The sequence below is a fragment of the Halorubrum sp. Eb13 genome, assembly GCF_002252895.1.
Lineage (GTDB): Archaea > Halobacteriota > Halobacteria > Halobacteriales > Haloferacaceae > Halorubrum.
This window is the reverse complement of record NZ_NHPE01000033.1, coordinates 61264-86982: the sequence shown is the minus strand read 5'-3', so window position 1 is coordinate 86982 and position 25719 is coordinate 61264. Positions and strand designations below refer to the sequence as shown.

The following is a 25719-nucleotide window of genomic DNA, read 5'->3' as shown; positions in this document are numbered from 1 at the left end:
GGCCGTCGGTATAAAAGGTCCGTGGCGAGGTCACTCGCGCGCGCCGGGCGGGAGCGGGTCCGCGTGCTCGGCGATCGCCTCCGCGACCCGGTGCGGCTCCTCGTGGACGACCCAGTGCGTCGCGGCGTCAAGGGTCAACAGCCGACCGTCGGTGCAGTGCTCCACGCTCCGGCCGGCCATTCGCTTGGTGAGGAAGCGGTCCTTCGCGCCCCAGATCACCAGCGTCGGGACCTCGACGCGGGTGTGCTCCGGAGTTGGCCGGTCTCGAACGATCGCCCGGTACCAGTTCACCATCGCCTCGAAGGCGCCCTCGCGGTTCCACGCGCGGCGGTAGCGACGAACGTCCTCGTCGCCGAACGTGCCGGGGTTGCTGGAGTCGCGGAGCCCGCGGACGGCCAGCCGCCAGTCGCCCGCGCTGGCGACCGCCTCGGGGAGCTTCGGGAGCTGGAACGCGAGCACGTACCAGCTCTTGAGCCGCTGGTCCCACGAGCTCCGGAGCGTCTCCTCGAAGACGGTCGGATGCGGGACGTTCGCGGCGACGAATTCGGAGACGCGGTCGGCGTGGTGGAGCGCGAGCCACCACCCCACCGCCGCCCCCCAGTCGTGGCCGGCGACGGCGGCGGTGTCCCGCCCGTACGCGTCGACGATGCCGACGACGTCGCGGGCGAGCTCGTCGATCCGGTAGTCGCTCACGGCCGGCGGTTTCTCCGAGAGGTTGTACCCGCGCTGGTCCGGGACCACGACGCGGTACCCGGCGCTGGCGAGCGTCGCGATCGCCTCGTGCCAGCCGTACCAGAACTCCGGGAATCCGTGGAGTAGGACGAGCAGCTTCCCGTCTTCCGGCCCCGCCTCGACGACGTGGAGCCGGACGCCGTTCGTCTCCACGGCCCGCGACTCGGCCGGCACCGACTCGGGAATCTCGTCGCCCGGGACGTCGGCGTCGAGGGCGTCGACGCCGCGGACCGCCTCGGTCGTCGCATCGCTCATATCTGCCCCTTCGCGGGCCCGCGGCAAATAGCTACGCTCCCGCCGTCTCCGAGATCGAAATCCTCAAGCCGTTGGCAAGCGCTCTCTGGGGTATACTCGTGTTGCTGACGCGCGGCTCGACGAGACGCGGGCCGGCCGCCGGCTCACCGCGTCAACGGAGATCCGCGCCCCAGTCGGGCCGCCGAAAATTCGCGGTCCGACCGGTCGGGCCGTCCCGCGGCGTCGCGACGACGGAGACACCCACCGCATAACATGGCACCGGACACCTCACACGCGGACGAGACCGTATCGAACGTCGTTCTCGTCACGATAGATTCGCTGCGAGCCGACGCGATAGCACCGTACGACACCGATCGGATCTCGCCGGTACTCGACGACCTCGCCGACGACGGAACGACGTTCGACCGGGCGTTCGCGACCGGAAACTGGACGCCCTTTTCGTTCCCGTCGATCCTCGCGTCCGAACCCGTTTTCGCCCGGAACGACGACATCGGCGTGACCGGCGCGCGGACGCTGGCTTCGGTGCTCTCGGAGGCGCGGATCGAAACCGGCGGCTTCAACGCCGCCAACGGCTTCCTCACGTCTCACTGGGGGTACCCCGAGGGGTTCGACGAGTTCGAGCCGTTCGTCACCAGCGTCGGGTCGAGCCGGTACAGCCGGTATCTCGCGGCCCACCCGACGGTCGAAGCGTGGATCCAGCTGCTCGCCTCGCCGTTCCGCCGACTCAAGTCCAAGGTCAGCGGCCAGAGCGACGACCGCCCCTTCCTCGATGCCTCGCGCATGTTCGACGTCGAGGACGCCGCGACGGAGTTCATCGACGACGCCGACGGACCGTTTTTCCTGTGGACCCACTACATGGACACGCACACGCCGTACGTCCCGGCGCCGCGGTACATCCGCGAGGTGTCCGACGGGCTCGTCGGGACCCACCGGATGCTCCACGCGCACACCCGCACGAGCCTCGGACTCGAGGTTGGCGAGCGGACCCTCCGCGACCTCCGGACGCTGTACCAGGCGACCGTGCGACAGGTGGACGCCAGCGTGGGCCGGCTGCTCGACGCCCTGGAGGCGGCCGGCGTCGCCGACGAGACCGCGATCGTCGTCGCGGGCGACCACGGCGAGGAGTTCCAGGAACACGGCCACCTCGCGCATTACCCGAAGCTGTACGACGAGCTGATCCGCGTCCCGTTCATCGTCAACGTCCCCGGCGAGGACGGCGGGCGCGTCTCCGAACACGTCGGCCTCGACGCGATCCCGCCGACCGTGGCCGACCTGCTCGGCATCGAGTCGCCGCCGGAGTGGCGCGGGGAGTCGGTGACGCCCGCGGTCCGAGGGGACGCCGACCCCGATCAGGAGCCCGTCGTCTCCGTGACCGTCCGCGGCGAGGAGGTGACCGAGCAGCCGATCCCGCGGTCGATGGCCGACGGCGACCTCCTCGTGAGCGTCCGTGACGCCGAGTGGACGTACGTCGAGAACGCGGACACGGGCGAGACGGAGCTGTACCACCGTCCCTCGGACCCGACCCAGCAGGAGGACCTGTCCGCGGACCCGACCGACGAGGAGCTGGCCGTCGTCGAGCGCTTCGCGCCGATCGCCGCGGACCACGTCGCCGAGCTCCGCGACCGGGAGGGGGACGCCGCCGGGGACGACGAGGTCGACGAGGACCTCGAGGCCCGGCTCGAGGCGCTCGGCTATCGGTGATGGTCCGGGCGATCCTCCGCAACCTCGTCAGCGGACCGATCGCCGTCCAAATGCGCCGGTTCGTCACCGTCGGCGCGTTCACAGCGGGGATTCAGATGGGGCTGCTCTGGCTGTTCGTCGACGCCGCCGGGATCAACTACCTGATCGGCGCGGCGGTCGCCATCGAGATCACGATCATTCTCTCGTACGTGTTCAACAACGCGTGGACGTTCGAAGCGAGCCAGAACACGGGCACGATCGAGTACCTCTCCGGGCTGGCGAAGACGAACCTCGTCCGCGGGACCGCCATCCCGATCCAGCTCGGCGTCCTCTACGCGCTCGTGGAGTGGGGCGGAATCCTGTATCTCATCGCGAACGCGGTCGCCATCTTGCTCAGCGGGGTCTACCGGTTCGTCCTCGACCGGCGGTGGACTTGGGGTTGACCCGGGACCAGTCAGGGGACCTCTTAAAAAGGAAGCCGCGGTTCGACCCGGGCGAGGACGTCGCGGATCGCCTCCTGCTTGTAGTAACCGACCACGGAAGCGAGGACGACCGTGAGGATGAGCCCGAACCCGGAGAGGAACCGCCCGCTCGCGAGCTGGCCGCCGGCGTAGACGGTGAACACGTACGCTGGAAGGCGACCCACGCTGATCACGGCGATGAACGTGGGGAGCTTCCACTTCGTGAGACCGCTTAAAAAGCAGATCGCGTCGTCGGGGAGGCCGGGGATGATGACGAACGCGAACAGCCCCGGGACGCCGACCGTGTCGACGAACTCGTCGAAGCGGGCGACCACGTCCGGGTGAAGCACGTCCTCGACGAACGACCGGCCGTACCGCTTCGCGAGCGAGAAGGCGATGGCGCTCCCGATGAGGACGCCGGTGACGCTGTAGACCGTGCCCCAGAAGGGGCCGAAGAGGTAGCCGGCGACGAGTGCGACGACCTGCCCCGGGATGGGCGCGACGATCACTTGGAGGGCTTGGATGGCGATGAACACGAGCGGAGCGAGCACGCCGAACTGCCGGAGCCACACCCGCAGGGCCTCGGCGTTCGTGATGAACCCCAAGTACTCCCGGACGAGGAGGTAGAGGCCCACGAACGCGAGCAGGACGGCGACGACCGCGAGGATCCCCCGCCGTCTGTCCGACGCCGAGGCGAAGAGTCTCATTCGTGTTGTATCCGGCTAGCGGTGGACTTGAAGGTTGTTAAAACCGGAGTTCGGACAGCGGAGCGTGAGACCGCGTTCGAAACGGGCGGACCGAGCCGCCCAGGGTCGGCGAGGCGTCGCTGCGGGGTCGACAGACGGATGCGGGAGACGTGGGCCGGCGCGAATTCGAATACGGACGAGACGGTCCGGGTCGCTCCCGTCGGTCGCTTCCCGGGCGTGCGACTCGTCGTCCCTCGCTCGCTTCGCTCGCGAGGGCGTGGTTACGGCCACCCGAACGCGGTCGCTAGCTGGGTGAAATGCGGGAGAAGTGGGCCGGCACGAATATTGAATCACGGTCGCAAATCGGAGAGTTGCTCCCTGATTCAAATTCGCCCGGCGGCAGCTTCACCCCACTACGGACTCCTCGCTAGCGCTCGTCGTTGCGAAGTGGGGTGAAAATGGGCCGGCACGAATTTGAATCGTGGTTACGGCCACCCGAAGGCCGAAGGATACCAAGCTACCCCACCGGCCCGCATGCGACAGAAGGCCGTTCGTTCTTTTAACCTTTCCGAATGTCGGAAGCGGGCTCCGGGTCGCCGACCGGTCGGCTCCCGACGAACGGCCGGGTCACGCCTCGAAGTACCGGTCCCGGTGCTCGCGACAGCCGGGGTTGAAATCGGCGCCGCACCGCGGACAGGCGTCGTCGTCACAGTCGAGGTATTCGCGGGCCGAGAGGGTCGCGCCGCAGACGCCGCAGAGCACCGCCGGCTCGTCGAAGCGGTCGCGGGGCCAGGGCTCGGCCGGGTGGTCCGCCGCGGCGTCGTGGCAGGCGTCGCAGGGGTAGTACGTCGCACAGCAGCCGAAGCGGAGCGCGATCACGTCCACGGGGTCGTCCCAGTGCGCGCACCGCGTCTCCGAGTCGACGGCGACGCCTCGCAGCGGGACCGCGAACCGGTCGTCGGTCGCCGGCGCGGTCGTCGTCCGGCGATCAGTAGGACTCGTACCCATCGGTGTCGAGCCAGTTGTGGACGACCGAGACCGCGTGGTCGGCGTGGAGCAGTTCGGGACCGACGCGGACGCGGCGCTCCGCGCGCTCCGCGAGCAGTTCCTCCTCCCCGTCGGTGAAGTCGCGGTGGTCGGAGAGAGCGAACACGGGATCGGTCGGCGGGGCGGCGTCGACGAGGGGGTCGCCGTCCTCGTGGAGTTGGACGAGCGTCGGGTCGACGGACGCGCCGGTGCCGCCCGCGTCGAGCAGCCGGTCCAGCGTCGCCTCCAGTCCCATCCGGCGGAGTTCGACGCCCGGCGAGACGTCCGCGGGCATGTGGCCGATCGCGTCCGCCTTCGCGGCGAGCGCGTCTCGGATCCGCGCGGCGACGTTGCGCTCGTCCGGGTGGAGGTGGCGGAGGCTGTCCGAGTCGAAGCTGACCGTCAGCTCGTCGGCGACGACGAGGTGGACCCGCACGGACTCGCGGATCCCGTGCGAGAGGAAGACGCCGCTCGCGACGCACCGACAGAGCAGGTCCAGCCGGCCCGCGCCGGGCAGGTCCGACAGCGAGACCTCGTCCGGGTCGGTCGGGACCTCGTGACCGATGGCGACGAACTGGCGCATACGCGGGGGTCGCCCCCGACACTCATAAGCGACCCGACCCGACGATCCGTATGAGCGTTACGGGGCTCTGTCAGATCTGCGAGGCCGCGCCGGCGCGCCACGGCTGTCCGCAGTGCGGGCGGGCCGTCTGCGAGGACCACTGGAGCGACGACGCCGGCCTCTGCACGGCGTGTACGCAGGGCCGCCGGCAGTGACTCGGCCCCGAAGCCGGCCGGTCGTCGACGGACCGCCTACCGGTGTCGGTTCAGCCGCTTTTTGAGCCGCTTGGCCGCGTCGCCCGCGGCGCCGAAGTACGTCGCCTCGTCGTCCGGGCGGCTCGACTCCTCGCCGGCGAAGACGATCCCGCGCGAGGAGTTGACGAGCCCCACGTCGACGGCGGCGTCCGGGCGGTCGGCGAGCCCGTGTTCGACCGCGGCCTCAGCGTCGCCGCCCTGCGCTCCCACGCCGGGGACGAGGAAGGGGATCTCTGGGACGATCTCGCGGACCTCGGCCAGCTCCTCGGGGGCGGTCGCGCCGACCACGAGGCCGACGTTGTCGTTCGCGTTCCACACGTCCGCGAGCGCCGCGACCCGTTCGTAGAGCGGCTCGCCCGAGGCGAGTTCGAGGTCCTGGAGGTCGCTCCCGCCGGGGTTCGAGGTGCGACAGAGGACGAAGACGCCCTTCTCCGCGCGGTCGAGGAACGGCTGGAGGGAGTCGCGACCGAGGTACGGGTTCACCGTGATCGCGTCGGCGTCGTCGAGCGCCGCGGCGTACCGCCGCGTGGTGTTACCGATGTCGGCGCGCTTGGCGTCGAGCAGGACCGGGACGTCCCTGCCGTGGGCGTAGGCGATCGTCTCCCGGAGCGCGCGCCAGCCGTCGGCGTCCTCGTAGAACGCGGCGTTGGGCTTGTAGCACGCGGCGTGCTCGTGGGTCGCGTCGATGATCCGGCGGTTGAACGCCCACCGCGGCAGGTCGGCGTCGGCGACGGAGTCGGGGAGCCGGCTCGGGTCCGGGTCGAGGCCGACCGAGACGACGCTGTCCGTCGACTCGATCCGGGCCGCGAGCGTCTCGAAGAAGCTCATGCCCGCCACTGCGGCCGGGGGCGCGCTAAACGTTGCGTTCCGCTCGGGCTCCCTTCGGTCGTCCGTCACTCACCCGGAGCGACCGCACGACCGTGCCCGGCGTACGCCGTGATCGTCCCGAAGAGGTACCGCTCCTCGGTCACCGTCTCCGCGTTGTCCGCGAGCGCCCGCCGCGCGGCCGTCGTCCGCGCGTCCAGTCGGTCGAGCGGGTCGTCCGAGTCCAGGTCGAACAGCCGCCCGTTCACCCGCGCGAAGCCGGCGAGAGCGGCGTTCGCGGGTCGGTTCCCCCGCGGCGCGAACGCCGCGACGACGACCGCGTCGGCCAGCCCGCACCAGTCGCTCACGACCGCGTACGGGTCGGGGAACAGGGACGTGACGAACGTCGCGAGCACCGCGTCGGCCGACCGGACCGGCGGGTCGGTCGCGTCGCCCCGCACGAACTCGACGTTCTCCCACCCCCGCCGCTCCGCCAGTCCGCGGGCCCGGCCGAGCATCGCGCCGGTGATGTCGACGCCGACGACGCGCCCGGTCGGGCCCACGGCCTCCCGGAGCGCCGGGACGTTGACGCCGGGGCCGCAGCCGAACTCGACGACGGTGTCTCCGGGGTCGAGGTCGAGCGCGCGGACGCACCCCGTCCGCACGCCCCCGACCGACGCGGTCGCTCGCGCGAACCAGTCGTACACCCGCGCCCACGCACCGTAGCCGCGTTGGATCCGCCGCGCGACGCGCTCGTCGTCGGCCGCCTCGGGTGAGCCGTCGCCCGAGCGCGCTCCGCTCGCCCCGCTCCCCTCACCCGCTCGGGCCCGCGGTCGCGACCGTCGACGGTCCCGGGTCACGACCGAGCGCGGACCGCCGCGGGCGCGGTCTTCGGCCACCACAGCTCCGGCCCGTCGCGCGCGACCGTGGAGTAACACCGCTCGCTCCCGTCGCAGTCCCGCGGCCGCTGGTAGTCGATCCCCCGCTCTCCGAGGTACGTCACGTAGCCGTCGTCGACGCGGTCGAGCTTCTCGTGGCAGACCCACTTCTCGCCGTAGACCCGCGCGCCCACGCCGCGGTAGGGACAGGTGAACTCGGTCCGCTCCGCGCCGGCCTCGCTGTCGGTCCCGTCGATGCTCACGCCCACGGACCGGTACGCCAGCCGGAGCCGCCGGACGACGCGCTTCGGCGACGACGCGCCGAGGAAGAGCCCGTGCGCGAGGACGTAGCCGAAGCCGTGGAGCAGCCGCTCGAAGCGGGTCAGGTCGTCGGGGTCGTCGTCGAGCATCGACCGCAGCGTCGCGTACCATCCGGCGATCTCGGCCACCTCGTCGGCCGCTTCGTCGGCCGCCGCGAGCGCCCGGCGCTTCTCCGGGAGGGGCGCGGCGCCGTCCGAGAGGCGGAACGACGGCACCGCCTCGACGTGTTCGAGCACGTCCTCGCGGAGGACGTCGCCGTCGGCGTACGTCTCGGTCAGCCGCTCCAGTTCGGGGTACCAGTCGCGTCTCAGCCTGCCGTACGTCCCGTCGAGGAGGTCGTCGATTCGGCCGCTCGCGTCGCCGTCGGCCGCCGCGGGGAACGCGTCGACGACCCGCCGCAGTTCGGCGGGGTCCGGTCCTGCCATGCTTTCACGTGGCGGGCGACGGTCTTGAATCCGCAGGTCGCCGCGCCGTCGCCGACCCGATACCCTCCGGTTATCGCAGCCCGATCCGCGCTTTCAGCCGTCGCACGCCCCGACTCGCCTTCCGGCCGAGCGCGGTCGCGGCGAACGCGCCGCGGACGAACCAGTCGGTCGGGATCCGGTCTGGGAAGCCGAGCGGGCCGACGCGGGACACCCCCACCGTCCGCGACTCCGTGTACCGCCGGATCCCCTCCGGACCGTGGCGGCGGCCGAGCCCCGAGTCGCCGAACCCGCCCATCGGCGCGTCGGCCGCGCCCCACGTCGCGAGGAAGCCGTCGTTGACGTTGACGGTGCCGCAGTCGATCTCGCGGGCGACCGCCGCGCCGCGCTCGCGGTCCCCGGTCCACACGCTCGCGTTGAGGCCGAACGGCGAGTCGTTGGCGGCGGCGACCGCGGCGGCCGCGTCCGGGACGGGCGTCACGACGACGACCGGTCCGAACGTCTCCTCGCAGGCGACCGTCGCGTCCGGCTCGACGCCCGTCAAGACGGTCGGCTCGTAGCAGTACGGCGCCACGTCCGGCCGGTGGGCCCCGCCCGTTTCGACGGTCGCGCCCGCCTCGCGGGCCTCGTCCACGTGACTCCGGACGCGGTCCAACTGGTCGGCGTCGATCAGCGAGCCGAGGTCCGCGTCGTAGTCGTAGCCCGTGCCGAGCGTGAGCGCCTCCGTCTCGCGGACGAACGCGTCGCGGAACGGCCGGTAGGCCGACTCCTCGACGTAGATCCGCTCGGCCGAGAGGCAGAGCTGCCCGGCGTTCGAGAAGCAGGCGTCGATCGCACCGCGGGCCGCCTCGTCGACGTCGGCGTCGTCGAGCACGACGAGCGGGTTGTTGCCGCCGAGCTCCAGCGAGCAGTCGATCAGGTTCCGGCCCGCGCGCTCGGCGACGGTCCGACCCGTCTCGGTGCTCCCGGTGAACGCCACGTAGTCGACCGCGTCGATCAGCGCGGGCCCGACCGTCGGCCCCTCGCCGGTGACGACTTGGAAGAGGTCGTCGGGAAGCCCGGCGACCTCCAGGAGCTCTGAGAGCGCGAGGGCCCCGTACGGCGTCTTCTCGTCGGGTTTCACCACGACCGCGTTGCCCGCGGCGAGCGCCGGGAGCGCGTCGGCCATCGACAGCGTCAGCGGGTAGTTCCACGGCGAGACGACGCCGACGACGCCGACCGGGTCGTAGGTGACCGTCGCGGTCGCGAACCCGGGCATGACCCCGCGCCGGCGTTCCTCGGCGAGCGCGCCGGGCGCCTCGTCCGCGAGGTAGTCGCAGCCGGTCGGCACGTCGAACAGCTCCTCGACCGCGGTCCGCCGGGACTTCCCGGTCTCCAGCTGGAGGAGGTCGAGGAGCTCCTCGCGGTGCTCCAAGACGAGGTCGCCGAACCGGTCGATGAGGGCCGCGCGCTCGGTCGCGGGGACTGCCTCCCACTCTGCCTGCGCCGACCGGGCGCGCTCGACCGCGGCGGCGACGTCGGCCGCGTCGCAGGCCGGGACCGAGCCGAGTCGCTCGGTCGTCGCCGGCGCGAACACGTCGAGCGCGTCGCTCTCGCCGGACGTGTCGCCGTCCGCGGGCGGTTCGCCGTCGCCGGACGAGTCAGTCGATGCTGGCGAATCCGCGGGCGCCGCGCGACGCGCGCGATCCGCGAGGTCGTCGAGCCGTCGCGTCGAGAGGTGAGGCGCGTCCGCGAGCGCGGCGGGCGCGGCCGTCTGGGACGGCGGGTCCGTCGAGGACATCGGTTGTCAAAAGGAGGGTCGGGAGCGGGAAAGCCGTGCCGGTGGCCCGGCCGCCGACCGGTCCGGTCGGGACCGGGGGCAAGCCACTCGCCGGTCACTTCGGCGCGCCAGTCGCCGGCTCGACCGGGGTCGACGTGCCCTCGTTTTCGGAGAGCATCTCGATGATCTCCAGCAGGAGCGACACGACGAGCGGCCCGACGATGATCCCGACCGCGCCGACGGTGAGGATGCCCCCCACGAAGCCGACGAGGTAGAGCCCGGGCGATATCTTCCCCGTCCAGTCGGCGAGCTGCGTCCGGATCACCGCGTCCGGGACGAAGGAGACGACGCCGAGCCCGAAGACAACCACGAGGATCGCTCGCGTCGTCTCCCCGATCAGGAGGTCGCCAGTGCCCAGCGCGACGACGAGCACGCTGGGCCCGACGACGGGAACGAACTGGAGGACGCCGGCGATGACGGCCAACAGGACCGGCGAGCGGTACCCGAGGAGCGCGAACAGCGCGAGCGCGAGGACGAATGTCGCGGCGGCCGTGGCCGCCTGGAGGATGTAGATGGAGTACAGCGTCGTGCGCGTCCGGCGGTGCAGCCGCATCGGGATGTCGCGGTACTCGGGGGGTACTATCTTGAACACGGCAGTGCCGACCGCGTCCGGCCGGAGGAGGAGCCCGTACACGAGGATGGTGAACACGATGAGTTCGAGCGCGAGCCGCGGCGCCGCGGCGGTGATCGCGAGCGCGAGGTCTCGGAGCGCGATCCGGACGGCCGACACCACCGGCGCCGCCTCGATGGGGAACCGGAGACCCAGCGCCTCTACGACGAGGACGTCGGGGATCTGTCCCAGCAGGTCGATCAGTCGGGACCGCTGCCGGTACAGGACGTACAGCAGCGGGACCACGAGGAGCGCGGCGGCGAGGAAGGCGAGGACGGTGGACGCGGCGCAGGCGACCCGGCGCGACAGCCCTCGACCGACGAGTCGCTTCCGAAGGGGGTAGAGGACGTACGCGAACGTGATCGCGAAGACGACGGTCCGGAGCACCTCCGCCAGCACGAACGCCGCGATCACGGCCGTCGCGACGAGGAGCGCGCCGAGGACCCGAGAGCGAGAGAGTATCATGGCTTCCCGTCGCGGCGACGGCTGAAAGTCATTCCGACGGTGCGGGGGCGGGGACGCGGCGACGGCGACGATTGCGGCTCGAGCGGCGCCGGCCGGGACGGACACCCCGTCAGGGACCGTAGCAACTAACCTCACGCCACTCCCACGTCGGGTATGCGCATCGACCCGTTCGGCCTCGAACGCTGGTTCGCGGAGTACGAGCACGAGGCCGACATCATGTTGGCCGAGAGCGGGATCCGCTCACTCGACGCGAGCCGCTTCGATCTGGACCCGGGGAAACTCGACTACGTGATCCCGACGAACGGCGATCCGGAGTTCCGCGCGTCGGTCGGCGACCGGTACGGCCGGAGCGCCGACGAGGTGCTGTTCACCTGCGGGACGCAGGAGGCGAACTTCCTCACGTTCCTCTCGCTGCTCGGGGACAAGGCGGGCGTGGGCGACGGGACGCCGAGCAGCGACGGGGCGGGCGACTCCGCCGCCGTCGGATCGGGGTGCCACGCGGTCGTCGTCACCCCCACGTATCAGGCGCTTCACGCCGTTCCGGACGCGTTCGGCGACGTGACCCGCGTCGAGCTGGAGCCGCCGGAGTGGGGGCTCGACCCGGACGCGATCGCCGACGCGGCCCGCGACGACACCGCCGTGATCGTCGTGAACAACCCCAACAACCCCACCGGCCGGTACCACGACGAGGCGGCGATGCGGGCGGTCTACGACGTCGCCGTCGAGCACGACGCGTACCTCCTCTGCGACGAGGTGTACCGACTGCTCGTGGCGGAGCCGCACCCCCCGGTCGCGAGCTTCGGACGCCACGGAATCTCGACGACGAGCCTCACGAAAGCGTACGGGCTCGCGGGGCTCCGGTTCGGCTGGATCGCCGGTCCCGAGGCGGTCGTCGAGCGCGCGTGGCGGTGGAAGGATTACACCACCATCTCGCCGTCGCTGTTCGGCCAGTACGTCGCGAAGCAGGCGCTCGGCCGGCGCGAGACAAAGATTTTAGCGGAGAACCGCGAACTGGCGGAGACGCACCGCGCGATCGTCGCGGAGTGGCTGGACCGCCACGGCCTCGACTGGTACGACCCGGTCGGCGTCAACGGGTTCGTCACCGTTCCCGACGGCTTCGACGACGCCGAGTCGTTCTGCCGGACCGTCGTCGAGACGGAGAGCGTCGTGCTGGCGCCCGGCGGGCTGTTCGGCTTCCCGGACCGCTTCCGGATCGGGTTCGGGCTGCCGACGTCGGAGTTGGAGGAGGGGTTGGAACGGGTGGGCCGCGTGATCGAGACGGCGACCGCCGAAGGCGGGGACGTCGACGCGGCGGGAGGTGCCTGAGATGGGCTTTTTCAGCGACATCAAAGACGACGTGGTCGGCTTCGTCCGCGACCCGACCGACGAGCAGAAGGTGCTGTTCGTCGCCGTCGTCGTCATGGCGATCGCCGACCGCGCGTTCTGGTGGATCGACTTCCCGTTCGTCGTGCGGACGACCGCGGCGGTCGGAGTCGGGTTCATCGGTCTCTTCGTCGCCAGCTACCTTCTCACCGGACAGTTCGTCCCGCCGGACGGGGACGCGGACGACGAGGACGAGCGGGAGGAGTACGTCGACGAGATGGATCCGTAACTCGGCTCGCAGCCGCGGTCGGCACCCCTTCGTTCTGGGGTGCGAACCCGCGGCGAACGCCGGCGTCGGCGCCGTTCCAAACCGTTTATACCCGCCCCGAAAAAAGTAGCGGGCATGCCGCGAGAGCAGAAGCAGGTTCGCGAACTCCAGGAGGGCAGCTACGTGATGATGGACAGTGCGCCCTGCAAGATCAACCACTACAGCACAGCAAAGCCCGGAAAACACGGGAGCGCCAAGGCGCGCGTCGAGGGCAAGGGGGTCTTCGACGACAGGAAGCGCTCGCTCTCTCAGCCGGTCGACGCGAAGGTCTGGGTCCCGATCATCCAGCGGAAGCAGGGACAGGTCGTCTCCGTCTCCGGGAACGACGCGCAGGTCATGGACCTCGACACCTACGAGACGTTCACGATGCGCATCCCCGAGGGCGAGGACTTCTCCTCGGACGACAACATCGAGTACCTCGAGTACGAGGGTCAGCGCAAGGTCGTCGGGTAGTCGAGGCATGTTCCCCGGAGCGACGACCGACCGCGAGGCTGCTTCCTACGTGGTTGTCGGCGCTCCCCTCGACGCCACGACCACGTTTCAGCCCGGTGCCCGGTTCGGACCGGACCGGGTCCGGCGATTCGCAGAGACGTACGACGACTACGACCGCAGGACGGACAGCTACTTCTCCGCGCTCGACGTCCACGACGCCGGCGACGTCCCCACGTGGGACGACGTCGAGGCGTACCTCGATCACCTCGCCGCCGAGCTCCGGAGCGTCGCGCTCGACGACGCCGTCCCCCTCCTCGTCGGCGGCGAACACACCGTCACCTACGCCGGCGTCCAGGCGGTCGATCCAGACGTCCTCGTCGTCTGCGACGCACACCTCGACCTTCGAGACGCGTACGACGGGAACCCCTGGAGCCACGCCTGCGTCACCCGTCGGTGTCTCGACGACCTCGGCGTCGACCGGGCGGTGATCGTCGGTGCTCGCACGGGCTCGGAGGCCGAGTGGGACCGCGCGGCCGACACCGACGTCGAGGTCGTGCCGCCCGAGGAAGCGCGCGCGTGGCTCGACGGGGTCACCGGAGACGACCGCGATGGCGCTTCCGACCCCTTCGCGGGGGAGTCGGTGTACTGTTCGGTGGACGTCGACGGGCTCGACCCCGGCTTCGCGCCGGGGACGGGGACGATGGAGCCGTTCGGGCTCGTCCCCCGCGAGGCCCGCGACCTCGTCCGGGCCGTCGCGGCTCGCGCCGACGGCTTCGACGTCGTCGAAGTGAACGACCGCGACGACGGACAGGCCGCGGCGGTCGGCGGCAAGCTCCTCCGGGAGTTCGTCCGGGCCCACGCGGCGGGCGGCGACTGACCGCTCCGAGCGGCCGCGGGCGCCGACCGCCTACGACAGCTCGGAGAGCCGGCGGCGGGCCGCCGTGACGGCCGCCATCGCGTCGATCCACTCGCGCGGATCCGTACACCAGATCCGATCGCCCTCGACGCTGACGCAGAATACCGAATCGGTGGAGGGCGAGAGGGTGACCCCGTCGACGTCGGGGCGGTCGCCGAGGTAGGAGTCGATCAGTCGTCGCGCCGTCTCCGCCTCCGGCTGGAGGCGGCTGCCGGCCGCGTACTCGATGGCTATCTCTGCCATACCCTCGTCTAGGAACTACATGATTAATAACTACTGTTTTCTGGCAGGGCTTGCGGCTACGTCGGACTCGCGTCCCCGTCGGTTCGAAACGAGTAGTCCAGCGCGGGCGCGCTGTGGGTGAGCGCTCCGAGCGACACGACGTCGACACCGGTCGTCGCGTATTCCCCGATGTCGTCGAGTCCGATCCCGCCGCTCGCCTCAGTGAGGACGCCCTCCGAGACGCGATCGACGGCCCGCCGCGTCGTCGCCGGGCTCATGTTGTCGAGGAGAACGACGTCGGCCCCCGCGTCGGCGGCGCGAGCCGCCGTCTGAGGCGACTCGGCCTCGACTTCCACGTTCGTGGCGAACGAGGACCGTTCGCGGAACCGCTCTACCGCGGTTTCCAAGCCCAGCTCGGCGATGTGATTGTCCTTCACCATGACCATATGCGACAGATCGAGTCGGTGGGTGTCGCCGCCGCCGGCCGCGACCGCTCGCTTCTCGACGCCGCGGAGCCCGGGCGTGGTCTTTCGGGTCGCCGCCACCGTCGGCGGGTCGTCGGTCGCCGCTCTCGCGAGGCGAACCGCCTCGCTGGTTCGCGTGGCGACGCCCGAGGCGTGACCGGCGACGTTGACCGCGACCCGCTCCGCGCGGAGAACTCCCCGAGCCGGCCCGGAGACCGACAAGACGGCCTCGCCTGCCGCCACGCCGGCGCCTGACTCGACGAGCGGCTCGGCGTCGACGCCCGAGGTCTCAAACACGGACGCGGCCGCCTCGATCCCCGCCGCCACGCCGGCTTCCGTGGCGACGAGACGACCGGCCGCCTCCCCCGGCACGTCGTTCGTCACGTCGTGGTGGCCGAGGTCCTCCCGCAGCCACGACTCGATCGTCGCCTCGGTCAACACCCTTCGTCACCCCCTCGCGGACCGCGGACCCCGGTCGACCCCGACCGACCGCCGTCGGATCTCGGGGCCCCATCGGTTTCGGCGACGCCGCCGTCGACCAGACGGTGACACCCCGCCGAGGGCGACTCGGCGGCGTCGCGCGCGATGAGCAGTCCGCAGACCACGGCGTTTCGCAGCTCCGAGAGCTCTCGGCTACGGCGCGTTCGCGCGTACGCGTCGACCTCGCCCTTCAGTCGACGCAGCGAGGCCGCCGCGCTCCGGACGCCCGAGCGGGTCCGCTCGACGCCCAATCGCTCGTCCATCGTTCGGCGGAGCCGATCGAATTTCGCCGCCTCGAACGACGTCGGCAACTCCGGGTCGTCGGACGGCAGGTCGGGGACTGAGAGAGCCGCTCCCGGTGGGTCGCTCTCGGCCGCGGCCGTCTCGCCGGCACGAAGTCCCCAGACGAGCCCCTCCAGCAGGCCCGTGGAGGCCAACCGGTTGGCGCCGTGGACGCCGGTCCGCGAACACTCGCCGACGGCGAACAGCCGGTCGATCGAGGCCCGTCCGCGCTCGTCGACCGCCACGCCGCCACAGAGGAAGTGTTGCGCCGGCGCGACGGGGATCCCGGTAGACGGGTCGATGCCGCGCTCGGCGCACATCGACGCCAAGTCCGGGAACCGGTCCGCGAAGCCGATCCCGTCGACGTCGAGGACGACGGATCCGGTCTCTCGGCGTTCGTCCGCGACCGCGCGTGCGACGACGTCGCGCGGCGCGAGTTCGGCGTCCTCGTGGACCGCCGGCATGAACCGCTCGCCGTCCGCGTTGCGGAGGACGGCGCCGGCCCCTCTGACGGCCTCGCTCACGAGGAACGGATCGGCGTCGCCGTCGACGTCAGCGGCCTCGGCGGCCTCGCCCCCGGGAAACGCCGTGGGGTGGAACTGGACGTACGCCGCGTCCGCGACCGTCGCGCCCGCGAGCGCCGCCATGGCGATCCCGTCGCCGGTCGCTCCGTCCGGGTTCGTCGACGTGCCGTAGCAGGCGCCGATACCACCGGTGGCGAGGACCGTCGAGCCGGCCGCGACCGTTCCCGTTTCACCGCCGCGTTCGAGCAGCGTGCCGTCGACGCCCGCGCCGTTGCCGAGCAGGTCGAGGACCGCCGTGTCCTGCAGCAGACGGACCCCGGCGAGCCCGTCGAGGTAGTCGAGAAACGGCGGGAGGAGGTGCGCTCCGGTCGAGGCGTCGACGTGAACGATCCGGTCCGCGGAGTGACCCCCCTCGCGACAGCGGGCGAGCGCGTCGAGACGCGCGTCGGCGGGGTCCGCGGTCCCGGTCCGGTCCTCCGCGCGGTCGAACGGGACGCCGAGCGTGTCAACGAGCACGTCGGCGACCGCGTCCCGACTCTCGCTCACGAGCGCCTCGACCGCTTCCGGGTCCGCCTCGCCGTCTGCGGCCGCGAGGACATCGCGTCGGAACGACGCCGAGTCCTCGGTGGCGACCGCCACGCCGCCCTGCGCCCAGTACGTGTTGGCGTCGGCCGGGCGGCTCGCCTTGGTCACCACCGTCACCTCGGCGCCGGTCCGGGCCGCGGCCAGCGCCGCCGCGCACCCGGCGACGCCGGCGCCGACCACCAGGACGTCCGTCCGTGCGCCGTTCGGCGGCGCGGTCGCCGTCCCGGTCATAGCTCCAGCATGCGGTCGAGCGCGGTCGCTGCCGACTCCCGCTCGGCCGACGCGACCTCGATCACGTTCCGCTCGCGTCCCGCGACGAGCTCTTCGAGGATCCAGAGCAGATAGTTCGGGTCGATCTGGCGCATCGCGTTGCAGTCCATGCAGGCGTCGCCGCAGAGCGGAACCACTTCGACTTCCGGGTGCCACCGGTCGAGGTGCTTCGCGAGGTGGATCTCCGTCCCGATGGCGACCGTCTCGCCCGGGTCGGCGGACGCGACGGTCTCTCGGATCGTCGCCGTCGAGCCGACGGTGTCCGCGGCCTCGACGACCTCGTGGCGGCACTCCGGGTGGACGACGACCTCGGCGTCGGGGTGCGCCTCGCGGACCTCGTCGACGTGGCGCGGCCGGAAGCGCTCGTGGACCTGGCAGTACCCCTCCCAGAGGATCACGTCGCTGTCGGCGACGGCGTCGGCGTCCTGTCCCGCCGGGTCCCACGGGTCCCAGACGGTCGTCGAGTCGTCGAGCCCGAGGTCGACGGCGGTGTTGAACCCGAGGTGCTTGTCCGGGAGGAACAGCACCGCGTCGCCCCGGTCGAGGGCCCACTCGAAGGCGTCCGCGGCGTTCGAAGAGGTGCAAACGAGACCCCCGTGGTCCGCGCAGAACGCCTTCAGGTCGGCGTACGAGTTCATGTACGTCACGGGGACGACTTCCCTGTCGCCCGCCGCCGCGGTCAGCTCCTTCCACGCGGCGTCGACCTGTAACGCCTCGGCCATGCCGGCCATCGGGCAGGAGGCCTCCATCGACGGCAGGTGGACCGTCTGATCCTCGTCGGTGACGATATCGGCCGACTCGGCCATGAACGTCACGCCGCCGAAGACGACGTTACTCGCGTCCGTCTCGGCCGCTCGCGTCGAGAGCTGATACGAGTCGCCGACGAAGTCCGCGTTCTCGACGATTTCCTCGCGCTGGTAGTTGTGGCCGAGGACGACGACGTCATCGCCGAGCGCGTCGCGCGCGGCGTCGAGCCTGGACGCCCGCTCGTCGGGCCCGAGTTTCCGGTACTCCGCCGGAAGCGGTTCGAGCCCGTCGTATTTGAAGAGACTCAGCTCCGTATCGATGTCTGTTGATTCGAGTGTTGGCATTCGATCGTTCTCTCTGGGAAGTATCAGATTCAATGGCTCCTTTTGTATAAATTTTTTCTTCAAATTGGCCGTCAACGGTTTCGATTCCTTCGTCTGGGGTTTCGTGAGGAACAACCTTCGAACGAGGGCGTCGCCGCTCGCGGGCGGAGCGGCGTCGCTCACGAACGGGCCGCCGTCCGCGACGACGAGTCCGCCCGTCGCGTCCCGCGCGCTCAGCAGTCACCGCGGAGCAGAACGAGATCGGACCGGGGACCGCGCCGCGACCGCCGTCTGGCGTCGGGCCGGTCGTCAGTTCAGCGCCCGTCGTACACGACCTCGCCGTCGACGACCGTCATCGCGACGCCGACGTCTCGGATCGCGTCCGACGCCTCCCACGGCGACGCGTCGAGCGCGACGAGGTCGGCGCGCTTGCCGACCGCGACCGTGCCGAGCCGGTCCTCGTCGAAGCCAGCGTAGGCCGCGCCGCGGGTGTACGCGCGCAGCGCCTCGGTCACCGTCAGCCGCTGCGCCTCCGCGGGGGCGTTGACCGCGTGGTGGACGCCGAGGAGGGGGTCCATCGGCATCCCGTCCGAACCGAACGCGAGGGCCACGCCGGCGTCGAGCATGTCGCGGTAGCGGTTCGTCTCGGCGGTCCGTTCCGGCCCGAGTCGGGTCTCGTAGAGCCCGTCCTCGCCCGCCCACTTGAGGAAGTTCGGCTGGACGCTGGCGACGACACCCGACGCCGCGAGCCGGTCGATCGCCTCGTCGTCGGCGAGTTCGACGTGCTCGATCCGGTGGCGCGCCTCGCCGGGGTCGGTCTCGGAGGCCCCCTCGTAGGCGTCGAGGACGGCGTCGACCGCCTCGTCGCCGATGGCGTGGGCGGTGAACTGGTAGCCGGCTGCGGTCGCCGCGGCCACCGTCTCGGACAGCTCCGGGGGGTCGACGACCCACTGCCCGGTCTCGTCCGGGGCGTCCGCGTACGGCTCCGAGATTCGGGCGGTCCGGCCGCCGAAGCTCCCGTCCGTGTACGACTTGATCGCGCCCGCCCGGACCGTGTCGCTCCCGTCGTTCGTTCCGAGGCCGACCTCGCGGAGCGCGTCGAGGTGGTCGCTCCAGTAGTTGATCCGGACGCGCGCGGTCAGTTCGTCCTCGGCCTCCAGATCGCGGTAGGCCCGCGGCGCGTGGGAGTTCCGCACCATGTCGTGGAAGCCGGTGATCCCCTTCGCGGCGCAGTCGGCGAGCGCGGCCTCGACGATCTCCCGGGTCTCGGCCGGTCCGGGCTCGATCGCCTCGTAGATCGGGTCGATAGCGCTCTCTAACAGGACGCCGGTCGGCTCTCCGTCCGCGTCGGTCGGCACCGTCTCGTCGGGGGCCGCGGCGAGCGCGTCGGCGAACCGGTCGAGGGCGACCCCGTTGACCGCGGCGACGTGCATGTCCTCGCGGAACGCGGCCACGGGTCGCTCCGTCGAGACGCGGTCGAGGTCCGCCCGCGTCAGGTAGCGGTCCTCCGCCCACGTCGACTCGTCGTAGCCGTAGCCGAGGACGGGGTCGGCGGGGGCGTCGGAGCCGGACTCCGCCTCCACCTCGGCCGCCCGTTCCGCCAGCAGGTCGACCGCCTCGTCCGGGGAGTCGGCGGCCGAGAGGTCCGCGTGGACGAGGTAGCGCCCGACCGTCGTCAGGTGGGTGTGCGCGTCGACGAAGCCCGGGAGGAGGACGCGCCCGCCGAGGTCGACGACGTCGGTGTCGACCCCTTCGAGGAACTCGACCTCGCGGGTGCTGCCGAGGCGAACGATCGCCCCGTCGCGGACCGCGACCGCCTCGTGGGTCTCGTCGGGCGCCGCGAGCGTGTGGACCTCTCCGTTCACGAACAGTCGATCCGCGGCCGCTGTCATGGAGAGTTCGGCGGGTGGCAGCGTGTTAACCGTTCGGGAAACGGCGACCAATTTATTCGATGACGCCGCGAATCGCCGCGTATGTACGACCGCATCCTACTCCCCACGGACGGCAGCGAGGGCGTCGACCGCGCGATCGACCACGCCGTCGACGCCGCTGACCGATACGACGCGACCTTGCACGTGCTGTACGTCGTCGACAGCGACGTGATCAACGCCTACTCCGGCGACGAGTTCGTCGACGGCTCGGAAGGCGCCGAGGAGACGCTAGAGGAGCGCGGTCGCCAGGCGCTCGACGAGGTGGCGGCCCACGCCGGCGACGCCGGCGTCGACGTCGTCACCGACTTGGTGTACGGCGTCCCCCACGAGGAGATCCTCCGGTACGCCGACAGGGAGGACATCGACCTGACGGTGATGGGCTCGAAGACGCGCTCCGGCGACTACCGGCGGATGCTCGGCTCCGTCACCGAGCGCGTCTCGCGTCGGTCGACCGCCCCGGTCAGCATCGTGAAGACGACGGTCGAGGAGTGAGGCGACCCCGACGACACCGGCGGAAGGCGACGAGTCTCGAGCCGGCGACGCCGCGGCCCCTCCGACGCGGCCGTCACGCTACCCGGTAAGCGGGAGGAGGATCCCGAACACGAACGGTGAGAGAAGCGCGACCGCCGTCCCGAGGAACTCCAGGTCGAGCAGCAGGGTCTCCTCCCATCCGGGTACCTGCAGCCCGCCCGCGTGGATGATCGCCTTCCCGACCGCGCCGGTCAGGAACAGACAGACTCCGAGCAGCACACTCCGCTTGGTGGCTTTCGAGTAGTCCAACTCACCGTAGCGTCCCGCCATGTCACTCGCTCGGACGGTCTACTAACGATTCCCATTTCGACGGGTTCGGGCTGGGAAACGGCGAGCGCCCCGCTCGTCGCGACCCCTCACTCCTCTTCCCGTTTCGAGACGGCCGCGGCCTCGTCCAACGGTTCCGACGCGTCCGGTTCGCGGTCGAAGTACGTCCCCAGCGCGCCGGTACGGTCGGTTCGCGAGCGTGCGTACGCGAGATACCAGACGGCGCTTCCCGCGCTGATCCCGACGGCGCCGACGACGGAAATCAGCCCCATCTGGGCGATCAACAGAACGCCGCCGATCACGCCGAGGACCTGTACCACGGGGTAGCCGGGAGAGCGGAACTCCGGGTCGTAGAAATCGCCGCCGACCTCCCGGAAGACGATCACGGAGACGTTCTCCAAGGAGAACACGAGGATGAGAAAGGCGCTAGCCAGCTTCGCGAGGTCCACGACCGGGACGAAGGCGATGAGCGTGAGCAACACCCCACCGGTCACGAGCACGGCGTTCACCGGCGTCAGAAACCGTGGACTGATCCGCCCGATCCGCTCGGGCAGTAGCGAATCACGGCTCATCGCGAGGAGGAACCGCGACGTCCCCAAGACGCCCGCGTTCGCCATGCTGGTGAGTGCAAGCACGGCGGTGACGGCGACGACCGTCACGCCCGCACCTCCGAACACTCGCTCGGCGCCGTCGGCCATCGGGGTCAGGGAGGTGCCGCCGGTCGGACCACCGTGAACGAGGGTATCGGCCGGGACGACGCCGACGATTACGCCCACGACGGCGGTGTAAACGGCCAACATCACCCCGATAGAGATGAGCATCGCGCGCGGGATGTTCCGTCCGGGGTCGCTGATCTCCTCCGCGACGGAGGCGACTTCCCCGATCCCGGCGTACGAGACGAAGACGAAGGCGGTGGCAGTGGCGATCCCACCGAGTCCGTGGCTGACGAACGGCGAATACTGAACCGGGTTCGAGAGCCCGACTCCGCCGACGACGTATGCGCCGAGCACGAGGACGACGAGGCTCACGAGGACGCCCTGCACCTGACCGCTCTTTTCTGTCCCGAACATGTTGAGTAGAATAACGACTCCACCGAGGCCGAGCGCGACCGCCTTCACGAGGGTCGCCGGGACGTTCACGAGTAGCAGCAGGTACGCACCGAGGCCGACAAGCGCGAACGCGCTCTTGAACACGAGCGAAAACCAGACACCGATACCCGCGACCGTGCCGAACAGCGGGCCCATGGCGCGATCGATGTAGAGATACGTACCGCCGTCTTCCGGCATCGCCGTCGCCATCTCCGCCTTCGAGAGTGCGTTCGGAAGGACGATCAGCCCGGCCAACAGGTAAGCGACGATGACCGCCGGCCCCGCCTTCTTAAATCCGACCGCGGGGAGCACGAAGATCCCGCCACCGATCATCGCGCCCATGCTCAGCGTCACCGCCGAGTACAGGCCGAGGTCCCGTTTCAGGTCTCCTTCGCTCATTACGCTATCTCCATTTTGCAAAGGGTTATTTCTTCGGTATCCTTAACAGAGAGACGGTTTTTTCGGTAAAAAGCAATACAGTAATATTTTTGTGGTTTCGGCGACGATTCGACACCTGTGGATCGTTTCGCTCGCTCCCCGGACGCCGCGCCCGCGCCCCGAGCGAGACGAGACGCTACGGGCCTCGCGGTCGGACGGCGGTGTTCACATGTTCATCAATCATCTGAGAGCGGACGAACGGACGACGCTCGTGGAAGAGGCACTCCGGCTGTCCGTGGAGGTCGGCGTCGAAGGGGCCGCGGTGTTCGGCGGCGGTCTCCTGCTGTACTTCGTCGTCGGGGGACTCCTAACGAACGCGATACGACCGAGGACACCGTACCCCCTGTTCTCGATCCAGTCCGACCCGGTACTCCTCTCTCTCGGGGCGTTGGTCGGCGCTTTCACCGTGCAAGCCGCCGGCTCGCTGCTCTTGTATCGGTTCTACGTCGGGGACGAAGACGGGTCGGCCGCGTCGATCGCGTTGGGTCTCGTCGCGTTGGGGGCCGGCGGTGGACTCCTCCAGATGACACTGCCGGCGGCTTGGGAACTGCTGATCCCCCTCGTCTGACCCCGGCGGCCACCGACCGGCCGACGGCCTCTCCCGGGTCCCCGGGCGTCCTCGGTCTCCCAGCGACCGCGTACGTCACAGTCTCGCTTCGACGTCGCCGGCGACGGCCGACAGCGCTTCCTCCGCGACGGCGACGCGGTCCGAGAGACTGCAGAACCCGTGGACCATCGCCGGGTAGTGGCGGTGCTCGACCGGCGTCCCCTCACCGTCGAACCGCTCCGCGAGCGCCGCCCCGTCGTCCCGGAGGGGATCGAACCCGGCGGTGACGACGGTCGCGGGCGGAAGCCCGCCGAGGTCGCCCGCGCGGAGGGGCACCGCGAACGGGTTGTGCGCGTCCACGGGGCTCCGGAGGTACCGGTCGTAGAACCACCGCATGTCCGCGCGGGTGAGCAAGGGGCCGTCGGCGTTCTCGCGGTACGAGTCGGTCTCGAAGTCGTCGCCCGCGATCGGGTAGAGGAGGAACTGGCCGGCGACGTCGACGGCGCTGTCGCCCAGTTCCCGACGGTGCAGACAGGCCGCGAGCGCGAGCGTCGCCCCGGCGCTGGTGCCGGAGACGCCGAGCCGGTCGGGGTCGCCGCCGACCGCCGCCGCGTTGTCCGCGACCCACTCCACGGCCGCGGCCGCCTCGTCGACGGCGACGGGGAAGGGGTGTTCGGGCGCGAGCCGGTAGTCGACGGAGACGACGACCGCCCCCGTGCGAGTCGCCAGCTCGCGACACGGACCGTCGATGGAGTCGAGGGTGCCGAGCGTCCAGCCCCCGCCGTGGAAGTGGACGAGGGTGCGGGCGGGCGGCGTCGATCCGTCGAGGGCCGCCTCGGGTCGGTACACCCGCACCGGCAGTTCGCCGTGGGGACCGTCGAACGCGAGGTCCCTGACGTCGGCGACGGCGGGCTCCGGGTCGCCGGAGAACACCTCGTCCTCGACGCGCCTCGCGGCGCCGACGGAGAGGGCGTGCCACTCGGGGAGCCCGAGCGCCTCGATCTCGTCGACGACGGCCGCCAGTTCGGGGTCGAGTTCGTCCGCGCGCATGGCGGACGGAGGCGGTGCCCCTTTGTAAGTCGGTCGGCAACGTCAGGCGATGAACGTCCGGCTGACCTACGAGGACGGGACGATTCGGGTCGACGCCGGAGACTCGGCCGGGGGCGCTACGGAGGAGTCGACGGACGACGAAGCCGGATCGACCGACTGCGAGCCCCTCGCGTCGCTCCCGCCGCTCCCGGGCGTCGAGGCCGACCCGCGCTCGGGGACCGGCCGCGCACCGGCCTACCGCTACGCCGCGATCCGCCGCGCGCTGGAGGTCGCCGGCGCCAGCGTCGAGGACCACGTGCTGGACGCGAGCGACCGGGCCGCGCGGGAGGCGGGGCTCCCGGACGCGCTCGCGACCGACTACGACCTGCGGGAGTACCAGCGCGAGGCGCTCGACGCGTGGCGCGACGCGGGCGACCGCGGCGTGCTCGAGCTCCCGACCGGGGCGGGCAAAACCGTGATCGCGATCCGCGCGACGGTCGAACTCGGCGTCCCGACGCTCGTCGTCGTTCCCACGGTCGACCTCCTCGACCAGTGGCAGCGCGAGCTCGAGCGCGAGTTCGACGTGCCGATCGGGCGGTTCGGCGGCGGCGAGCAGCGTCGGGAGGCGATCACGGTGTCGACGTACGACTCGGCGTACCTGAAGGCCGGCGGCGTCGGCGACGCCTTCGAGCTGGTCGTCTTCGACGAGGTCCACCACCTCGGCGGCGAGGGGTACCGCGACGTCGCCCGGCTGCTCGCGGCGCCCGCGCGCCTCGGGTTGACGGCGACCTTCGAGCGCCCGGACGGCGCCCACGAGACGGTCGCGGAGCTGATCGGCGACCGCGTCTACGCGCTCGACGTCGACGACCTCGCTGGCGACCACCTCGCGCCGTACGACATCCGCCGGATCGAGGTGGAGCTGACGCCCGAGGAGCGCGAGCGCTACGACGAGAAGCAGGGCGCGTTCGTCGAGTACGTCCGCGAGGCGGGGATCACCTTCTCCAGCGGGAGCGACTACCGGGAACTGGTCAAGCGTTCCGGCAACGACCCCGCGGCCCGCGAGGCCCTCCTCGCGAAACAGGACGCCCGCGAGATCATGATGAACGCCGACCGGAAGGTCGACCGGTTGGAGTCGATCCTCGACCGGCACCGCGACGACCGCGTGATCGTCTTCACCGCCCACACCGACCTCGTCTACCGGCTCTCGGAGCGGTTCCTACTTCCGGCGATCACCGCGGAGACGGGGGCGAAGGAGCGACGGGAGATCTTGGAGCGCTTCCGCGAGGGGACCTACGGCCGCGTCGTCGCCGCGAACGTGCTCGACGAGGGGGTCGACGTGCCGGACGCGAACGTCGCGGTCGTCCTCTCCGGGTCGGGCAGCGAACGGGAGTTCACCCAGCGGCTCGGGCGGGTGTTGCGGCCCAAAGAGGACGGCGGGCGGGCGATACTCTACGAGGTCGTCAGCGCGGAGACCGCGGAGGAACGGGTGGCGAGCCGGCGGCGCTGAACGGCGAACGTCCGAGAGAGCATATTTGCATCGACCCGAGCGACCGCGGCGGTTGCTTATAAACGGTCGGTGGCGCGTGCCTGCGAGGCCGCCTCGCGGCCGAGTGGCACGCGCGAGGTCGCCCCTGCGAGCCACGACGCGTGTCCCTTTCACGAGCCATTCTTCGGCTTTCGTAGGCGGCCCACTCATCGAAGCCCGTCCACTATCGTGATTGCGAGTCGCTCGGCGCTACCGCCCCGTCGACCCTGTCGTTTGTCACTGTCGAGAAAAAACGGCACGCATGGGCAGCGACGGTCTCATCGAGCTCGATCAGGAGTGTTGGATTGCGTTCGCGAAGTACAATCTGTTGCTGGCAACGGCGTTCGGTATTCTCGCCGTGGGCGCCCGGACAATACTGGCGGACAACGTCTTGCTGATCGTCGAAAACGGAGCGCTCGCGCTGTTGTTCGGCGCCATCCAGACGTACGCCTGGCTCTCGTCCTGACGCGTTTCGGCTCCGGCGACCACTCA

The 25719-nt window shown here is 70.8% G+C and carries 28 protein-coding genes and 1 tRNA gene; 11 read left to right on the top strand and 18 right to left on the bottom strand.

Going from position 1 to position 25719, the window contains the following annotated elements; genetic code table 11:
- Positions 1-30: 30 nt before the first annotated feature.
- Entirely contained in the window at positions 31-987 is a 957-nt protein-coding gene (locus tag DJ75_RS03670) for an alpha/beta fold hydrolase (protein ID WP_094522637.1), read from the bottom strand.
- A gap of 252 nt (positions 988-1239) precedes the next feature.
- On the opposite strand from DJ75_RS03670, the gene DJ75_RS03665 reads away from it, so the two are divergent.
- Complete coding sequence (locus tag DJ75_RS03665; RefSeq protein WP_094522635.1) at positions 1240-2688, top strand: sulfatase; 1449 nt, start codon at positions 1240-1242, stop codon at positions 2686-2688.
- Entirely contained in the window at positions 2688-3110 is a 423-nt protein-coding gene (locus DJ75_RS03660; protein ID WP_094522633.1) for a GtrA family protein, read from the top strand. The genes DJ75_RS03665 and DJ75_RS03660 overlap by 1 nt, the downstream gene beginning before the upstream one ends.
- A gap of 23 nt (positions 3111-3133) precedes the next feature.
- Here DJ75_RS03660 and DJ75_RS03655 read toward each other — a convergent pair whose 3' ends face one another.
- From DJ75_RS03655 to trmY, 4 genes are all read right to left on the bottom strand, one after another.
- Positions 3134-3835, bottom strand: coding sequence for a TVP38/TMEM64 family protein (locus DJ75_RS03655; protein WP_094522631.1), 702 nt, complete (start codon positions 3833-3835; stop codon positions 3134-3136).
- A gap of 438 nt (positions 3836-4273) precedes the next feature.
- Positions 4274-4346, bottom strand: a tRNA-Pro gene (locus tag DJ75_RS03650).
- Positions 4347-4441: 95 nt separating this feature from the next.
- A complete protein-coding gene (locus DJ75_RS03645) occupies positions 4442-4822 on the bottom strand; it encodes a CHY zinc finger protein (RefSeq protein ID WP_094522629.1) in 381 nt (126 codons plus the stop codon).
- Positions 4803-5423, bottom strand: a complete 621-nt coding sequence (gene trmY / locus DJ75_RS03640; protein WP_094522627.1) for a tRNA (pseudouridine(54)-N(1))-methyltransferase TrmY — start codon at positions 5421-5423, stop codon at positions 4803-4805. Before trmY ends, DJ75_RS03645 begins: the two co-directional genes overlap by 20 nt.
- A 50-nt stretch (positions 5424-5473) precedes the next feature.
- Between trmY and DJ75_RS18475 the strand changes: the two genes are divergently transcribed.
- Positions 5474-5617 carry a hypothetical protein gene (locus DJ75_RS18475; RefSeq protein WP_176451410.1) on the top strand — a complete coding sequence of 48 codons (144 nt, stop codon included), beginning with the start codon at positions 5474-5476 and terminating at the stop codon, positions 5615-5617.
- 36 nt (positions 5618-5653) lie between these two features.
- Here the strand turns inward: DJ75_RS18475 and pyrF are convergent, their stop codons facing one another.
- The 5 genes from pyrF to DJ75_RS03615 all read right to left on the bottom strand — a co-directional run bounded on the left by pyrF (position 5654) and on the right by DJ75_RS03615 (position 10975).
- Complete coding sequence (gene pyrF, locus DJ75_RS03635) at positions 5654-6484, bottom strand: orotidine-5'-phosphate decarboxylase (RefSeq protein ID WP_094522625.1); 831 nt, start codon at positions 6482-6484, stop codon at positions 5654-5656.
- Positions 6485-6549: 65 nt separating this feature from the next.
- Complete coding sequence (locus DJ75_RS03630) at positions 6550-7359, bottom strand: class I SAM-dependent methyltransferase (protein ID WP_094522679.1); 810 nt, start codon at positions 7357-7359, stop codon at positions 6550-6552.
- Complete coding sequence (locus DJ75_RS03625; protein WP_094522623.1) at positions 7317-8084, bottom strand: hypothetical protein; 768 nt, start codon at positions 8082-8084, stop codon at positions 7317-7319. The genes DJ75_RS03630 and DJ75_RS03625 overlap by 43 nt, the downstream gene beginning before the upstream one ends.
- Before the next feature lie 70 nt (positions 8085-8154).
- Positions 8155-9861 carry a succinic semialdehyde dehydrogenase gene (locus tag DJ75_RS03620; protein WP_094522621.1) on the bottom strand — a complete coding sequence of 569 codons (1707 nt, stop codon included), beginning with the start codon at positions 9859-9861 and terminating at the stop codon, positions 8155-8157.
- Between the two features lie 94 nt (positions 9862-9955).
- Positions 9956-10975, bottom strand: a complete 1020-nt coding sequence (locus DJ75_RS03615; RefSeq protein ID WP_094522619.1) for an AI-2E family transporter — start codon at positions 10973-10975, stop codon at positions 9956-9958.
- A 153-nt stretch (positions 10976-11128) separates the two neighbouring features.
- Here DJ75_RS03615 and DJ75_RS03610 point away from each other — a divergent pair, with 153 nt between their 5' ends.
- From DJ75_RS03610 to DJ75_RS03595, 4 genes are all read left to right on the top strand, one after another.
- On the top strand, positions 11129-12301 hold the full coding sequence (locus DJ75_RS03610; protein WP_094522617.1) for an aminotransferase class I/II-fold pyridoxal phosphate-dependent enzyme: 1173 nt from the start codon (positions 11129-11131) through the stop codon (positions 12299-12301).
- A 1-nt stretch (position 12302) separates the two neighbouring features.
- Entirely contained in the window at positions 12303-12587 is a 285-nt protein-coding gene (locus DJ75_RS03605) for a hypothetical protein (protein ID WP_094522615.1), read from the top strand.
- A 114-nt stretch (positions 12588-12701) separates the two neighbouring features.
- A complete protein-coding gene (locus DJ75_RS03600) occupies positions 12702-13079 on the top strand; it encodes a translation initiation factor IF-5A (RefSeq protein ID WP_094522613.1) in 378 nt (125 codons plus the stop codon).
- 7 nt (positions 13080-13086) lie between these two features.
- Entirely contained in the window at positions 13087-13935 is an 849-nt protein-coding gene (locus tag DJ75_RS03595) for an agmatinase family protein (RefSeq protein WP_094522611.1), read from the top strand.
- Between the two features lie 30 nt (positions 13936-13965).
- Here DJ75_RS03595 and DJ75_RS03590 read toward each other — a convergent pair whose 3' ends face one another.
- The 5 genes from DJ75_RS03590 to DJ75_RS03570 form a co-directional block, all read right to left on the bottom strand.
- Positions 13966-14217, bottom strand: a complete 252-nt coding sequence (locus tag DJ75_RS03590; protein WP_094522609.1) for a hypothetical protein — start codon at positions 14215-14217, stop codon at positions 13966-13968.
- A 56-nt stretch (positions 14218-14273) separates the two neighbouring features.
- Positions 14274-15101 carry a carboxylating nicotinate-nucleotide diphosphorylase gene (nadC, locus tag DJ75_RS03585; protein ID WP_094522607.1) on the bottom strand — a complete coding sequence of 276 codons (828 nt, stop codon included), beginning with the start codon at positions 15099-15101 and terminating at the stop codon, positions 14274-14276.
- On the bottom strand, positions 15095-16762 hold the full coding sequence (locus DJ75_RS03580) for an L-aspartate oxidase (RefSeq protein ID WP_094522605.1): 1668 nt from the start codon (positions 16760-16762) through the stop codon (positions 15095-15097). The genes nadC and DJ75_RS03580 overlap by 7 nt, the downstream gene beginning before the upstream one ends.
- Positions 16759-17892, bottom strand: coding sequence for a quinolinate synthase NadA (nadA, locus tag DJ75_RS03575; RefSeq protein ID WP_094522603.1), 1134 nt, complete (start codon positions 17890-17892; stop codon positions 16759-16761). The genes DJ75_RS03580 and nadA overlap by 4 nt, the downstream gene beginning before the upstream one ends.
- 293 nt (positions 17893-18185) lie before the next feature.
- Positions 18186-19763, bottom strand: coding sequence for an amidohydrolase (locus DJ75_RS03570; RefSeq protein WP_094522601.1), 1578 nt, complete (start codon positions 19761-19763; stop codon positions 18186-18188).
- Between the two features lie 81 nt (positions 19764-19844).
- Here DJ75_RS03570 and DJ75_RS03565 point away from each other — a divergent pair, with 81 nt between their 5' ends.
- Complete coding sequence (locus DJ75_RS03565) at positions 19845-20294, top strand: universal stress protein (RefSeq protein ID WP_094522599.1); 450 nt, start codon at positions 19845-19847, stop codon at positions 20292-20294.
- A 78-nt stretch (positions 20295-20372) separates the two neighbouring features.
- Here the strand turns inward: DJ75_RS03565 and DJ75_RS03560 are convergent, their stop codons facing one another.
- Together DJ75_RS03560 and DJ75_RS03555 are read right to left on the bottom strand one after the other, a co-directional pair.
- Positions 20373-20603 carry a hypothetical protein gene (locus DJ75_RS03560; protein ID WP_094522597.1) on the bottom strand — a complete coding sequence of 77 codons (231 nt, stop codon included), beginning with the start codon at positions 20601-20603 and terminating at the stop codon, positions 20373-20375.
- 86 nt (positions 20604-20689) lie between these two features.
- A complete protein-coding gene (locus DJ75_RS03555) occupies positions 20690-22087 on the bottom strand; it encodes an APC family permease (protein ID WP_094522595.1) in 1398 nt (465 codons plus the stop codon).
- 91 nt (positions 22088-22178) lie between these two features.
- Between DJ75_RS03555 and DJ75_RS03550 the strand changes: the two genes are divergently transcribed.
- Complete coding sequence (locus DJ75_RS03550; protein ID WP_094522593.1) at positions 22179-22694, top strand: hypothetical protein; 516 nt, start codon at positions 22179-22181, stop codon at positions 22692-22694.
- 75 nt (positions 22695-22769) lie between these two features.
- On the opposite strand, the gene DJ75_RS03545 is transcribed toward DJ75_RS03550, so the two are convergent.
- The gene (locus tag DJ75_RS03545; protein WP_094522591.1) at positions 22770-23723 is read right to left on the bottom strand and encodes an alpha/beta hydrolase; all 954 of its coding nucleotides are present in this window, start codon (positions 23721-23723) and stop codon (positions 22770-22772) included.
- A 49-nt stretch (positions 23724-23772) separates the two neighbouring features.
- On the opposite strand from DJ75_RS03545, the gene DJ75_RS03540 reads away from it, so the two are divergent.
- Entirely contained in the window at positions 23773-25209 is a 1437-nt protein-coding gene (locus DJ75_RS03540) for a DEAD/DEAH box helicase family protein (protein WP_094522589.1), read from the top strand.
- A gap of 280 nt (positions 25210-25489) precedes the next feature.
- Complete coding sequence (locus DJ75_RS03535; protein WP_094522587.1) at positions 25490-25693, top strand: hypothetical protein; 204 nt, start codon at positions 25490-25492, stop codon at positions 25691-25693.
- The last annotated feature ends 26 nt before the right edge of the window (positions 25694-25719 follow it).